Origin of the sequence: Larkinella soli (genome assembly GCF_003703975.1) — a bacterium.
In the GTDB taxonomy this organism is placed as follows: Bacteria; Bacteroidota; Bacteroidia; order Cytophagales; family Spirosomataceae; genus Larkinella; species Larkinella soli.
Map to the genome: position 1 here is coordinate 12,036 of NZ_QTJY01000032.1, position 12,603 is coordinate 24,638.

10 protein-coding genes are annotated in these 12,603 nt (G+C 59.4%); 7 read left to right on the top strand and 3 right to left on the bottom strand.

Going from position 1 to position 12,603, the window contains the following annotated elements; genetic code table 11:
- Positions 1-30 precede the first annotated feature (30 nt).
- The 3 genes from DX909_RS28555 to DX909_RS28565 are packed head-to-tail and all read left to right on the top strand — an operon-like array spanning position 31 to position 4,660.
- Complete coding sequence (locus DX909_RS28555; protein WP_128548674.1) at positions 31-1,089, top strand: 6-bladed beta-propeller; 1,059 nt, start codon at positions 31-33, stop codon at positions 1,087-1,089.
- A complete protein-coding gene (locus DX909_RS28560; protein WP_128548675.1) occupies positions 1,089-3,083 on the top strand; it encodes an alpha-amylase family protein in 1,995 nt (664 codons plus the stop codon). The genes DX909_RS28555 and DX909_RS28560 overlap by 1 nt, the downstream gene beginning before the upstream one ends.
- A gap of 41 nt (positions 3,084-3,124) precedes the next feature.
- Entirely contained in the window at positions 3,125-4,660 is a 1,536-nt protein-coding gene (locus tag DX909_RS28565; RefSeq protein ID WP_128548695.1) for a c-type cytochrome domain-containing protein, read from the top strand.
- An 8-nt stretch (positions 4,661-4,668) separates the two neighbouring features.
- Here DX909_RS28565 and DX909_RS28570 read toward each other — a convergent pair whose 3' ends face one another.
- From DX909_RS28570 to DX909_RS28580, 3 genes are all read right to left on the bottom strand, one after another.
- Complete coding sequence (locus tag DX909_RS28570; RefSeq protein ID WP_128548676.1) at positions 4,669-6,384, bottom strand: sensor histidine kinase; 1,716 nt, start codon at positions 6,382-6,384, stop codon at positions 4,669-4,671.
- A 134-nt stretch (positions 6,385-6,518) separates the two neighbouring features.
- Positions 6,519-7,289, bottom strand: a complete 771-nt coding sequence (locus DX909_RS28575; RefSeq protein ID WP_128548677.1) for a LytR/AlgR family response regulator transcription factor — start codon at positions 7,287-7,289, stop codon at positions 6,519-6,521.
- Complete coding sequence (locus DX909_RS28580) at positions 7,286-8,308, bottom strand: sensor histidine kinase (RefSeq protein WP_128548678.1); 1,023 nt, start codon at positions 8,306-8,308, stop codon at positions 7,286-7,288. The genes DX909_RS28575 and DX909_RS28580 overlap by 4 nt, the downstream gene beginning before the upstream one ends.
- 340 nt (positions 8,309-8,648) lie before the next feature.
- Here DX909_RS28580 and DX909_RS28585 point away from each other — a divergent pair, with 340 nt between their 5' ends.
- The 4 genes from DX909_RS28585 (at position 8,649) to DX909_RS30015 (ending at position 12,532) form a co-directional block, all read left to right on the top strand.
- Positions 8,649-8,900: a helix-turn-helix domain-containing protein gene (locus tag DX909_RS28585; protein ID WP_128548679.1), complete on the top strand. Its 252-nt coding sequence runs from the start codon at positions 8,649-8,651 to the stop codon at positions 8,898-8,900.
- A 13-nt stretch (positions 8,901-8,913) separates the two neighbouring features.
- Entirely contained in the window at positions 8,914-10,095 is a 1,182-nt protein-coding gene (locus DX909_RS28590; protein ID WP_128548680.1) for an HlyD family secretion protein, read from the top strand.
- 34 nt (positions 10,096-10,129) lie between these two features.
- On the top strand, positions 10,130-12,307 hold the full coding sequence (locus DX909_RS28595) for a peptidase domain-containing ABC transporter (RefSeq protein ID WP_128548681.1): 2,178 nt from the start codon (positions 10,130-10,132) through the stop codon (positions 12,305-12,307).
- Between the two features lie 93 nt (positions 12,308-12,400).
- Entirely contained in the window at positions 12,401-12,532 is a 132-nt protein-coding gene (locus DX909_RS30015; protein ID WP_262707535.1) for a hypothetical protein, read from the top strand.
- The last annotated feature ends 71 nt before the right edge of the window (positions 12,533-12,603 follow it).

Below are 12,603 nucleotides of genomic sequence, written 5' to 3' on the forward strand. Positions count from 1 at the left end.
ATACGCGTACCACTGCTAAACCCCCTTGTTATGAAAACCAATCGCCGAACCTTTCTCGGTCAGGCTACGACGGCAACCGCGGCCGGTCTGGCCATTCCCAATATCCTTTTCGGTGCCCAGCCGAAAGCCGATGAGGTCGTCATCGGACACGGCAGCCACCGCTACCGCGTCGTTCCGAACTGGGGCGTGCTGGATGCGGGCAAAAACCCCGTCAACGACTGCCACGAAATGGTGCAGGACGCCAAAGGCCGCATCATTCTGCTGACCAACGAGACGAAGAACAACATCCTGGTTTACGATAAATCGGGCAAACTGCTCGAAAGCTGGGGCAACAGCTACCCCGGCGGGCACGGCCTGACGCTGTCCAATGAAGGCGGAGAGCAGTTTCTGTTCATCTCCGACCCTGACCGGCACCAGGTCGTCAAAACCGACCTGAAAGGCAAGGTTCTGCTGAAGCTCGAATACCCGAAGGAAACCGGCCGGTATGACTACCCGACCCAGTTCAAACCGACCGAAACCAGCATCAACCCCGCCAACGGCGATATCTACGTGGCCGACGGCTACGGCCTCAACTTCATCACGCAGTATGACCGGAACGGCAAATACATCCGCCACTGGGGCGGTAAGGGCGAGGAGAACGGCCAGTTCGACTGCTGCCACGGCATCCTGGTCGACACGCGCAACAAGGCCAACCCGACGCTGCTCATCACCGACCGACGGCATAACGCCCTGAAGCGGTTTACGCTCGACGGCAAATACCTCTCGACCATCGCCCTGCCCGGTTCCTACATCTGCCGCCCCGTGCCGCACGGCGACATGATCTACGGGGCCGTCTTCCGCAGTACCTCCGACTCCTACCCCGGCTCGGGTTACATCCAGATTCTGGACAAAAACGACAAGGTGGTATCGACACCGGGCGGTTCGGAACCGGTTTATAAAAACGGCAAGCTGGAGGAGCAGCGCAAAGACCGCTCGTTCACGCCTTTCATTCATCCGCACGACGTCCACGTCGACGAGGACGAAAACGTCTATGTGGCCCAGTGGGCTTCCGGAAAAACCTATCCGATCAAGCTGCAGCGCGTCGCCTGATGAACCGCTTCGCCGGTCTTGTTCTGGTCCTTCTGGCCTTCGGAACGGCGTCGGCTCAGCCGAAACCGATCCTGCGCCGGTCCGACAGCTTTTTCGGCCTGCATTTTGACTTCCATGCCGGGCGGAACGATTCGACCATCGGCCGGACGCTCACCGCCGGGATGATCGACACGCTGCTGAGCCGCGTCCGGCCGGATTTTATCCAGGTCGATACGAAGGGGCATGCGGGCGTGACGAGCTACCCGACGAAGGTCGGCTATGCCTACAGCCGGTTTACGCAGGACCCCCTGAAGCTGTTCCGCGAGGTCACCCGGCGGCATGGCGTGGCCCTCTACGTCCACCACTCGGGCGTCTGGGACAACGAGGCCATCCGCCACCACCCGGCCTGGGCGCGCCGGTTTCCCGACGGCCGGATCGACGACCGGAAAACCTCCGTTTTCGGGCCGTATGCCGACAGTTTGCTGATTCCGCAGCTGAAGGAAATCGCCGATTACGGCGTCGACGGCGTCTGGACCGACGGCGAGTGCTGGGCCGTCGAACCCGACTACCGGCCCGAGGTGCTGGCGGCTTTCCGGCAGGAAACCGGGATTCAGGAGGTGCCTAAAAAGAAGGGCGACCCGCATTACGACGATTTTCTGGAGTTTCAGCGGAAGGCGTTTCTGCGGTATGTCGGACATTACGTCGATGAGGTGCATCGGTACAAACCCGGCTTCCAGATCGCCAGCAACTGGGCGTATTCTTCCTTCATGCCCGAGCCGGTCACCCTGAACGTCGACTTTATTTCCGGCGACCTCAATGCCACCAATGCCGCCAACAGCGCGGCTTTCGAAGCCCGCTGCATCGCTCCGCAGGGCCGCCCCTGGGACCTGATGGCCTGGGGGTTCGCGTCGAACTACGACGGCGTTCATTCACCGAAGCCGGCCCGTCAGCTGTGTCAGGAGGCCGCGCAGGTGCTGTCGATGGGCGGAGGCTTTCAGGCTTATTTCACCCAGCAGCGGGATGCGTCCATCAAGCTTTGGGAGGTGCCGGTCATGGAGGAACTTGCCCGTTTCTGCCGCGCCCGGCAGGCGTTCTGCCACAAAGCCACGCCCGTGCCGCAGGTGGCGCTGCTGTATTCGACGGCCGGTTATAAAGCCGTCTCGCCAAACCTTTACCGCCCCTGGAACGGGGAACACAACGCCCTGCGCGGGATACTTGACCTGCTGCTTTACAACCAGCTGCCGACCGAAATTCTGATGGAACACCACCTCCGGGGCCGGATGGCTTCCTACCCGCTGATCGTGGTCCCGGAATGGGCGACGCTCGACAAGGGCTTCCGGGATGAGCTGGTGCAGTATGCCCGCAACGGCGGGAACCTGCTGGTGATCGGCAGCGAAGCCGTCCTGAACTTTCAGGATGTGCTGGGCGTCAGCCTCGGCGACACGATCCGGGGCACCCCCTATTTCGGACTGCCCAACCACATCACCGGCACCACGGCCCGCTACCGGCCGTTTCGGCCGGCGGCCGGAACCCGAACCGTGGGTGGTTTATACGGAAACGGCGACATGCGCGATTATCGCGGGCCGGCGGCTTCCGTGGCGCCCCTCGGCAAAGGCCGGATTGCGGCCGTTTACCTGAATCTGGGGGCGCCGTATCAGCAGCGCGAAACCGTGCAGTGCCGCGATTTTCTGGCGGCCGTCGTCAAAGAGGTATTCCCTCAGCCGCTGGTGACGGTGCAGGGGGCGCCGAGGGTGCATCTGGCCGTCAACCGCAAAGCCGGGAAGCTGATGGTCAATCTGGTGAATATGAGCGGTTCGCACGGGAACAAGGCCGTCCATACGCTGGACGACATTCAGCCGCTCGGGCCGTTCCGGGTGCAGCTTCGGGCCGACCGCCGACCCGGCCGCATCACGCTCCAGCCCGAAAACCGGCCGGTTGATTTTGAGTACCAAAACAAGGTCGTCTCGTTTTTTATACCGAAATTAGATGTCCACTCGGTGGCCGTAATCGAATAACCGGGTGAATGTTAACCCGATTCCTGAACCTGACCGTTTCGATGCATACTTTCATGTTGTTACAGGCCGCCCCGGCCCAACCTTCCGACTGGGTACTGTTTTTCGGGCATTTCCATCCGCTGATCGTCCACCTGCCCATCGGCTTTCTGCTGATTGCCGGCCTGCTGGAGATCGACCGGCTGACCCGGCGGCAGAGCGTCAACGCCCACACCATCACGCTGATTCTGTTCTGGGCGGCCGTCAGCGCCACCCTGGCCTCCATTTTCGGGTATCTGCTGTCGCTGGGCGGGGGCTATGAGGAAGAAACTCTGAACAACCATATGTGGCAGGGCATCGGCGTGGCGGTTTTCTCATGGATCGCCTGGGCCGTCAAATCCGAGCGGTTTCGCCACAAAATCCGGATCGGGTCCCTGCTGTACTACCCGGCGCTGGCGGTTTCGCTGGTCTGTCTGCTGGCGGCCGGCCACCTCGGCGGTTCGCTGACCCACGGCTCCGACTACCTGACCCAGTATACACCCGAGCCGTTCCGGACGCTGGCCGGCATTCCGCCCCGCGAGGAAACTATCGAAGACATCAAACCCATCACCGACGTCAATCAGGCGCTGGTGTATGAGCAGATCGTCCATCCCATCCTGAAAACCCGCTGCATCCAGTGCCACAACCCCTCGAAATCGAAGGCCGACCTCCGGCTCGACACGCCCGCGATGATTAGGAAGGGCAGTGAAGACGGCCCGGTGATCGTGGCCGGCAACACGGCCCAGAGCAAGATGCTGAAAGTCTGCCTCCTGCCCGAAGAAGACGACCACCATATGCCGCCGAAAGGCAAGCCGCAATTGACTGAAAATCAGGTCGCACTCCTGACGTGGTGGATCAGCCAGGGCGCTCCGTTCGACAAGAAAGTGGCCGAACTCAAGGTGACCGATCCCGTCAAACCGGCGCTGGCGGCCCTCGGAACAGGCAGCGCCGAAACGGGAGCCGGCACCGTGGCGTCGGGCCCGGCCCCGGAGTCTCCCGTCCTGACGATGAAGCTGCCCGTCCCCGACCCGAAAGCCGTCGAGGAACTGAAGAAAACCGGGCTGCTGGTGCTGCCGCTTGCTAAAGAACAGAACCAACTGGAAGTCAGCGCCGTGAATGCCCGCAGCTTCGGCGACGCCCAGGCGGCCCTGCTGCCGAAACTCTCCAATCAGATCGTCTGGCTGAAGCTGGGAGATACCGAAGTGTCCGATGCCACGCTGGCACAGGTAGCCCGGCTTAAAAACCTCCAGAAGCTGCACCTCGAACAGACGAAGGTGACCGACGGCGGCCTGAAAAATCTGAAAGCCCTTCCCTATCTGGAATACCTCAACCTGTACGGGACGGAAGTGACGGATACGGGTCTGAAGGAACTGGCCGGTATGAAGGCGCTCAAAACCGTGTACCTCTGGCAAACCAAAGTGACCGAAACCGGCGTCGCCGACCTGAAGAAAGCCCTTCCGGGGCTGGAAGTGAACATGGGCCTGGGCGAACTCTCCATTGCCGAATTTACCAAAGCGGCCCCGACGGGCACCGAAGCCGAGCCGGAGAAGGTTAAAAAATAAGCGGGTGTTCAGGCCGGCAGGTAGATCGTGAAGGTAGCCCCTTGGCCCGCCCGGCCCTCGGCCGTGATGAAGCCGTGGTGGTTATCGACCACCTTTTTGCAGATGGCCAGACCGATGCCCGTACCGCTGTACTGGCTCTTTCCGTGCAGCCGCCGGAACAGTTGAAACAGCTGGTCCGCATACCGCATATCGAAACCGATCCCGTTGTCGGTGACCTCTATACGGTAATAGGATGGGTGGGTGGCCTTACTCAAAACCACCGGTTCTTCGGCGGCCCCGATCCGGCGGCAGGTAATCGAAATCTCGGGCCTGACGCCGTCACGGTTGAATTTCAGCGCGTTGGACAGCAGGTTATGGAACAGCTGGTGCAGCTGCATCGGGTCGCCGGACAGCGTCGGCAGCGGAGCGATATGGAGGACCGCCTGCTGGTCGGCGATCAGCAGTTCCAGGTCTTCCGTTACCTCCACCAGCACACTGGACAGCGCCACCGGGCCGAGCGTCTGTTCGGAAGACAGGCGGCTGTAGGTCAGCAGGTCCTTGATCAGGGCCGACATCCGTTCGGCCGAATTCTGCATCCGCCCGACCAGATCCATGGCGCCGGCCGGAATCTGCGGACCGAAATCCCGCTCCAGAATATCGCCGAAGGCCTGAATCTTCCGTAGCGGCTCCTGGAGGTCATGGCTGGCGACGTAGGCAAACTCCTGAAGGTTTCGGTTGGTCAGGTCCAGCTGCACCACCTTCTCCTGCAATTCCTGCTGGTATTGTTTCACCGTAGTAATATTATGAAGCGTGGCCGTCAGGTTATCACCGGACTGCGCCAGCAGCACGTCCATCCAGAGGGTTCGTTCGCCGTCGCGGAGCAGGTACTCGAAAGACCCGAACGCGCCGGTCTCCATGGCGGTTTTAAACCGGCCGCCCAGCCCCTCCGCCTGCATCCAGCCCGGTAACTGAGAAAGACGCCGGCCGACGAGGCTCCCGGATCGTTCGTCCACCAGTTCCTGGAAAGCCGCGTTCGAGAACGTAATCCGGAAATCGGTCAGGGCGTTGCCCTGCCGGATCGGCTGGAGGTTGACGATGCCGTTCCGGGTCGAGTTGAGGATGGACTCCAGGAAGCCCTCCAGCCATTTCCGGCGGTAGGTCAGCACAACCTGGGAGGCAAATACGCCCAGCACGATACCCAGGGCCAGAATGGAGAACAGGGCGGAAAAATTGCCGGTCAGGGTCGTCGACTCCTGTAGTTCTTCCTTCCGTTTGCTCAGCAGCGAGTTTTCATAGGCGATGGACCGGTCGATCAGGGTGTGTATGACAAACAGATCATCGATACGGTAGCCCTCTCCGGATGCGATAATCTCGGCGATATTCTTCTGCATCAGCGCATCCCAGTGCCGCTCGATCAGGCGGGAAATGGTCCGCAGTCGGTTCTGCTGGGCGGTATCAGGCCCGAGTAAGGCCCGCAGAAACCGCAGGTCGTCCTTTACCTGCCCGGCCTCTCTGTAAAACATGCTGTAATAGGCCGGGGAGGCCCGCCGGACGTAGTTTCTGCTGAAAATCTGGGCACTTTTCAGGTTCTTCGACAGGCGTTCGAAGCGGTTGATGACCTCCCGGGTTCGGTCGACCTCGGCGGTGTATTCGGTCATTTTATTGAAATTGCTGCGGTCGATCAGAATAACGGACGAAAGCAGCAGAAACGAGAGGATAAACGGGAAAGCAGCTTTTAGACGCATGAGGCAGAACCAACCAGGTGTATCAGATTCGAATCCGGCCTTCTAAGTTACATAATGAACGGAAGTTTTTCGGGAAATCCGGTTATGAGAAAGGGAAAGCGGTTCCGTCTTGCCCCCTCCGACCGCCGGTCGCATCAGATTACTCTGGATCTGAACAGGTTAAGCACCTCCTCCCGGTAACTGACGCCGATCGGCAGTTTATGGCCCTGGTGCGTCTCAATCGTGTTGCCGTCGATGTTCCGGATGCTGGTGAGGCTCACGATGAAGGAGCGGTTGATCCGCAGGAAATGGGCCTTCGGAAGCAGTTCCTCCAGCCGGGAAAGGGTCATGTGCGGGATCACGGTCCGCTCCCGGGTATGAATTTTGACGTAATCCTTCATCCCTTCGATAAACACAATCTCGGAACACATGATCTTGACCAGCTTCTTGTTCTCCCGGACCAGGAAGTAGTTTTCGTAGTCGCGGGGTGCGGCACCCGGCCTTGCCTCCGCCCCTGCTCCACCGGCGGCACGCCGGGCGGGCGGATGCCCGCGTTCGAGGGCAAATTTTTCCCGGACTTTATTGACGGCCCGCACAAACCGCTCGAATGAGATCGGCTTCAGGAGGTAGTCCGTTACGTCGTAATTATAGCTTTCCACGGCATAATTCGGGTAGGCCGTGGTCATGATGACCTGCGGACGAAGGGCCGTAAAACTTTCCAGAAACTGCATACCGGTCATTTCGGGCAGCCTGATATCCAGAAAAATCAGGTCCGGCTTATGGGTTTCCATCGCCTGAAAGGCCGCCACGGCGGTGTCGCAGCGGGCGGCCAGCGAAAGGAAGGGAAGCCGCCTTATGAACTTTTCGAGGACTTCCTGAGCCGGTGGTTCGTCCTCGATGATCAGGCAGGATAAAATCTTTTTCATACTAACCACAGGGTTAACTGGACGCTGTATTCCTGTTCGGAGGGTTCGATCACCAGCCGGTGGCGGTCCGGATACAGGAACTTCAGCCGTTTCCGGACATTTTCCAGGCCGAGGCCGCCGACCGCCGGGGCGGTCGGCACGGAATCCGACCGGCTGTTCCGTACCGAAAACCGGAGAAGGTTTGCTTCGGCCTGCACCTGAATGTCGACCCAGGCCGGCCGGCCGGTCCGGTTCAGCCCGTGTTTAAAGGCATTCTCCACGAACATGACCAGCAGAAAAGGCGGCACCGAATATTCCTGCACTTCTCCTTCCACCGACAGACCGATGCGGACAGGTTTGCGGTGCCGGATGCGTTCGAGCTGAATGTAATCCTTCATGAACTGCAGCTCGCGGTCGAGACGGATCAGGTCCGTGCCGGTTTCGTAGAGCGCATACCGCATCATATCCGACAGCCGAACCAGCATCCGGGCGGCCCTATCGTCGAGGCCGATGACGCGGGCGTAGATATTATTAAGTGTGTTGAAGAGAAAATGCGGGCTGATCTGGGACCGCAGCAGGTTCAGTTCCAAACGGAGATTTTCCTGCTTCAGCCGACGGGCCACCTCATTGTTCCGCAGGCCGTCTTTCGCCAGTTTGAAACAAAGCGGCAAAGCGACGAAATGGAGGTTGAACGCTTTATGAAAGACGATGGCGTCAATGTTAGAAACCATGTCCGGCAAAGCGGTTCCCAGGTAAATCCGGGCGACACCCACACCGCCGGTTTCCAGTTCGTATCGCTGGGCAAGGTACGAAATAACGCCCTGGCTCTGGTAAAAAACCACCAGATGAAGAATGATAAGATTGACCAGAAAAGCCTTCCAGCGGCCCCGGTATAAGGTCAGCGGAGCCACCACATAACCCAGCCAGTAGAATGAGATCAAAATGCCCAGCCAGTGGGAAATATGCATGGCGATGAGGGTAATTTCAGGGATCCCGGCCGGTAACTCCCTGCGGGTCTGATGAAACGTAATCAGAAACATAAGTGCCCATAGACCGCTATGCAGCAACAGGCGTCCGAAAAGGGTACGTTTTCCGACCGAAAGACGATGCGTGATAGGCACAACTATAAAACTATATTTGCTTGCGCAATCATTGAACAAAATTCAAAGATAACCAAAAGTTTGAATGTTGTTTCTTTTATAAAAAATAGGAATTTATCGGAAAGAGTCTTCCCGTCCGACAATCCTCGAGGGAAGCGGGAACCGGTCATTTCATTGGTCGAAGGAGAATCGGGTATTGGTCGAATATTTTTTATAAGGTTTTTAAGACCGGCTTTCTTTGCTGCCCTGAATGATCGATTGATTAACCCACCTCCCCCGTATGCAACAGCTTGCGTTCAAGGTTCGCAAATTGCGTGAAATTTTCTGTTACTCTCAGGAATACGTCGCTTACCACCTGGGAATCAGCCAGGCGGCTTACAGCAAGAAAGAAACCGGCCGGACCAGCCTGTCGCTGGTCTGTCTGCAAAAGCTGGCCGAACTGTATCATTTTTCCATCGAGGAGCTGATCAGCTGCCACCCGCAGGAGCTGATCATGAAGGCCGTCGAGCGCAACCACCCGGCAGCCGCCTGACCGACCCGACGCGATGGAATCACGTCTTCCGCCCGCCGAGGTGATCGAATTCACGACCGAGGCCTACCTCCCGACCGTTTCGGTACGCGGACAGCTGATCTACCTGACCACCGTCCTGGCGGTGACGGCCGCTCTGATCAGTCTTCCCTTCATCCGGACGGAGGTGTCGGTGCAGAGTCCGGGGCTGGTGCGGCCCCGCTCCGAACGAAATGAGCTTCGCCCGCTGGTGGCTGGTACGCTGGCCGGGGTGGAAGTCCGCGAAAATCAGGCCGTGCGGGTCGGACAGCCGCTGTTCCGGCTCCAGACCGACCAGATCGACAGCAAACTTCGTCTGAACCGGGTGCTTCAGGCCGAAAAACGACGCTTCATCGCCGACCTGGAACGGCTGGTCAGGGGCGCACGGCCGGCTTCCGGTTCCCTCGCCGGTCTGAGCTCCCCGCTCTACCGCCAGCAGTATGAACATTTCCGGTTTCAGCTCGCGGAATCCGACGAAACCCGCCGGAAACGCAGACGGGAACTTGACCTGAACCGGAAACTTCTGGCCGACAGGGTGATTCCCCGGCAGGAGTTCGAAGACCGGGCGTTTGCCTTCCGAACGGCGCAGGTCCAGTACCGGGCGCTGGTGGAGCGTCAGCTCAGCGAATGGGAAACGGCGCTGTCCGGGCACCGCATGAGCCTCGATGAACTGCGGGCCCAGGAGCAGCAATGGCTGAAGGAACGCGAACTCTACACCCTCCGGGCGCCGGTCGCGGGCAGCATCAGCCAGTTGTCGGGGAAATACCCCGGCAGTTACGTGCAGGCCGGGGAAGTACTGGGGCTGATTTCACCCGATTCCAACCTGATGGCCGAGTGTTCGGTACCGCCGAAAGACATCGGTCTGCTGCGGCCCGGCATGAAGGTCCGGGTGCAGGTCGACGCCTTTGATTATAACCAGTGGGGAATGACCACCGGCACCATCACCGAGATCAGCAACGACATCATCGTTCCGGAAAAGCAGCCGCCGTATTTCAAAGTCAAATGCCGGCTCGACCGGCATTACCTCGCCCTGCGCGACGGTTACCGGGGCTACCTCAAAAAAGGGATGAGCCTGCGGGCCCACTTCGTCGTGACGGAACGCAGCCTGTTCGACCTGCTCTACGACAGGGCCGACGACTGGCTGAATCCGAAAAATAACCCGGCTCCCGGTGAACAATAAGCCTTTCAACTCCTGACCGATTCATGACCCGCTTATGGCTTTTCCGAAAAAGATAGCGATCCGACAGCACGACGTCACCGACTGCGGAGCGGCCTGTCTGGCCTCCGTGGCCGCCTTTTACCGGCTGGTGATTCCGATTTCCCGCATCCGGCAATATGCCTCGACCGACCGGAAAGGCACCAATGTGCTGGGCCTGATCGAAGCGGCCGAAAAACTGGGGTTTCAGGCCAAAGGCGTCCGGGCCTCGTTTGAGAATCTGGCCGGTATTCCGAGGCCGGCCATTGCCCACGTCGTCGTTCGGGAGGTGCTGCACCATTATGTGGTCATCTACGAGGTGAGCGCCGGCGGGGTGAAGGTGATGGACCCCGCCACCGGCAGCCTCGAAACCTATGACCGCGAGACCTTTCAGACCCTGTGGACGGGTGTTCTGGTCCTGCTGCTGCCCGGCGAAAGCTTTGAAGCCGGAAACCGCAGGCAACCGGTCCGGAAACGGTTCTGGTCGCTGGCAAGGCCGCATCGCGCAGTCATGATGCAGGCCCTGTTCGGCGCACTGGTGTATACCGTGCTGGGCCTTTCGACATCCATCTACATGCAGAAAATCGTGGATCATGTCCTGGTGGGCGGCAACCGGAATCTGCTGAACCTCATGAGCGTGGGCATGATCCTCCTTCTGCTGCTTCAGCTGTACATCGGTTCCATGAAGTCGTTCTTCGCCCTCCGGACCGGCCAGCAGATCGACGCCCGGCTGATCCTGGGTTATTATAAACACCTGCTGAGGCTTCCCCAGTCGTTCTTCGACTCCATGCGGGTGGGCGAGATTATTTCGCGCATCAACGATGCCGTCAAAATCCGGACGTTCATCAACGATACCGCCCTGACGCTGATCGTAAACCTGTTCATCGTGCTGTTTTCGTTCGGGATGATGTTTACCTACGACTGGAAGATGGCGGTTATTATGCTGGCGGTCATCCCCTTCTACGCCGTCATTTACCTGATCATCAACCGCGTCAACCGGAAAGGACAGCGACGGCTGATGGAAGACGCGGCCGACCTGGAATCCCAGCTGGTCGAGTCGCTGAATGCCGTCGGAACCATCCGGCGGTTCGGGCTGGAGGAGTTTGCCGACCTGAAAACCGAAACCCGCTTCATCCGGCTCCTCAAAGCCACCTTCCATTCGGCCTCGGCCTCCGTCTGGGCCGGAAATGCCTCGGAACTGGCCTCCCGGCTGTTTACCATCATCCTGCTGTGGACCGGGGCCGGCTTCGTGCTGGACAACGACCTGACCCCCGGCGAACTGTTGTCGTTCTATGCCCTCATCGGCTACTTCACCGGCCCGGCCGGGAGCCTGATCGGGGCCAATAAAACCATCCAGGACGCCCAGATTGCCGCCGACCGCCTGTTCGAGATCATGGACCTGGAACGGGAGTCGGCCGGGGATCGCATCGCCCTGCGGCCGGAAATGATCGGGGATATTCATTTCCGGCAGGTTTCGTTCCGGTACGGGACAAGGGTGCAGGTTTTCGACGGGCTCACCCTGACGATACGGAAGGGAGCGATCACGGCCGTGGTCGGGGAAAGCGGCTCGGGGAAGTCCACGCTGCTGTCCTTGCTGCAAAACCTGTATCCGCTGCAAGAGGGCTCGATTCACATCGGCGACCACGACCTCCGGCACCTCAGCCCCGACAGCCTCCGCCGGATCGTCGGGGTGGTGCCGCAGCAGATCGACCTGTTTGCCGGAGATGTGGTCGAAAACATTGCCGTCGGCGAGTTTCAGCCGGATATGGAGCGCATCCTCGATCTCTGCCGCCTGCTGGGTATGACCGAGTTCATCGAGCGGCTGCCCAACGGTTTTCATACCTGGCTGGGTGAAAACGGAGCCACCCTTTCGGGCGGCCAGCGGCAGCGGATCGCCATTGCCCGGGCGCTTTACCGAAAACCCGAAATTCTGATTCTGGACGAAGCTACTGCCTCCCTTGACCCGGTGGCGGAGCAGACGGTCCGGGAGGCCGTCCGGCGGTGGCGGGAAGCCGGCCGGACCGTCATCCTCATTGCCCACCGGCTCAGCACGATCCTGAATGCCGACCAAGTCCTGGTTCTGGAGCAGGGAAAGCTCGTGGAGCAGGGAACCCACGAGGACCTGCTGCACCGGCAGGGCGCCTATTACCGCCTGTGGGCTTCGCAGTATCTGCCCGAACAGGCACTGGAGGCATAAATTATAACTACAAGTTGTTGATAACCAAATGGTAGCCGCGCAATTTTGTTTCGTTAAATCAATCTTCAACCACCCAATCAATTCCCAAGTACAATGGAAAATCAAAACGCAATGGTGACCCTGAGCAAGGAAGAAATGCAGGAAATCAACGGCGGCTACTTCGCCTTTTCGCTGGGTTTTGCCACGCCTGTCTTCAAATTCATCCTCGGCTTCCTCAGGTTCTGATCCCGTTTTGCAGGCGTTTTATCGGCGTAAGCGCCGGACACCGGTCCGGGCTTACGCTTTTTTAGTATCTT

What these genes read in the sequence shown, in the direction of transcription:
- DX909_RS30015 (WP_262707535.1), top strand. Translation starts at nt 12,401, where the DNA reads ATGGAAAATCAAAACGCAATGGTGACCCTGAGCAAGGAAGAAATGCAG.
- DX909_RS28560 (WP_128548675.1), top strand. Translation starts at nt 1,089, where the DNA reads ATGAACCGCTTCGCCGGTCTTGTTCTGGTCCTTCTGGCCTTCGGAACG.
- DX909_RS28570 (WP_128548676.1), bottom strand. Translation starts at nt 6,384, where the DNA reads ATGCGTCTAAAAGCTGCTTTCCCGTTTATCCTCTCGTTTCTGCTGCTT.
- DX909_RS28575 (WP_128548677.1), bottom strand. Translation starts at nt 7,289, where the DNA reads ATGAAAAAGATTTTATCCTGCCTGATCATCGAGGACGAACCACCGGCT.
- DX909_RS28555 (WP_128548674.1), top strand. Translation starts at nt 31, where the DNA reads ATGAAAACCAATCGCCGAACCTTTCTCGGTCAGGCTACGACGGCAACC.
- DX909_RS28580 (WP_128548678.1), bottom strand. Translation starts at nt 8,308, where the DNA reads ATGTTTCTGATTACGTTTCATCAGACCCGCAGGGAGTTACCGGCCGGG.
- DX909_RS28595 (WP_128548681.1), top strand. Translation starts at nt 10,130, where the DNA reads ATGGCTTTTCCGAAAAAGATAGCGATCCGACAGCACGACGTCACCGAC.
- DX909_RS28585 (WP_128548679.1), top strand. Translation starts at nt 8,649, where the DNA reads ATGCAACAGCTTGCGTTCAAGGTTCGCAAATTGCGTGAAATTTTCTGT.
- DX909_RS28565 (WP_128548695.1), top strand. Translation starts at nt 3,125, where the DNA reads ATGCATACTTTCATGTTGTTACAGGCCGCCCCGGCCCAACCTTCCGAC.
- DX909_RS28590 (WP_128548680.1), top strand. Translation starts at nt 8,914, where the DNA reads ATGGAATCACGTCTTCCGCCCGCCGAGGTGATCGAATTCACGACCGAG.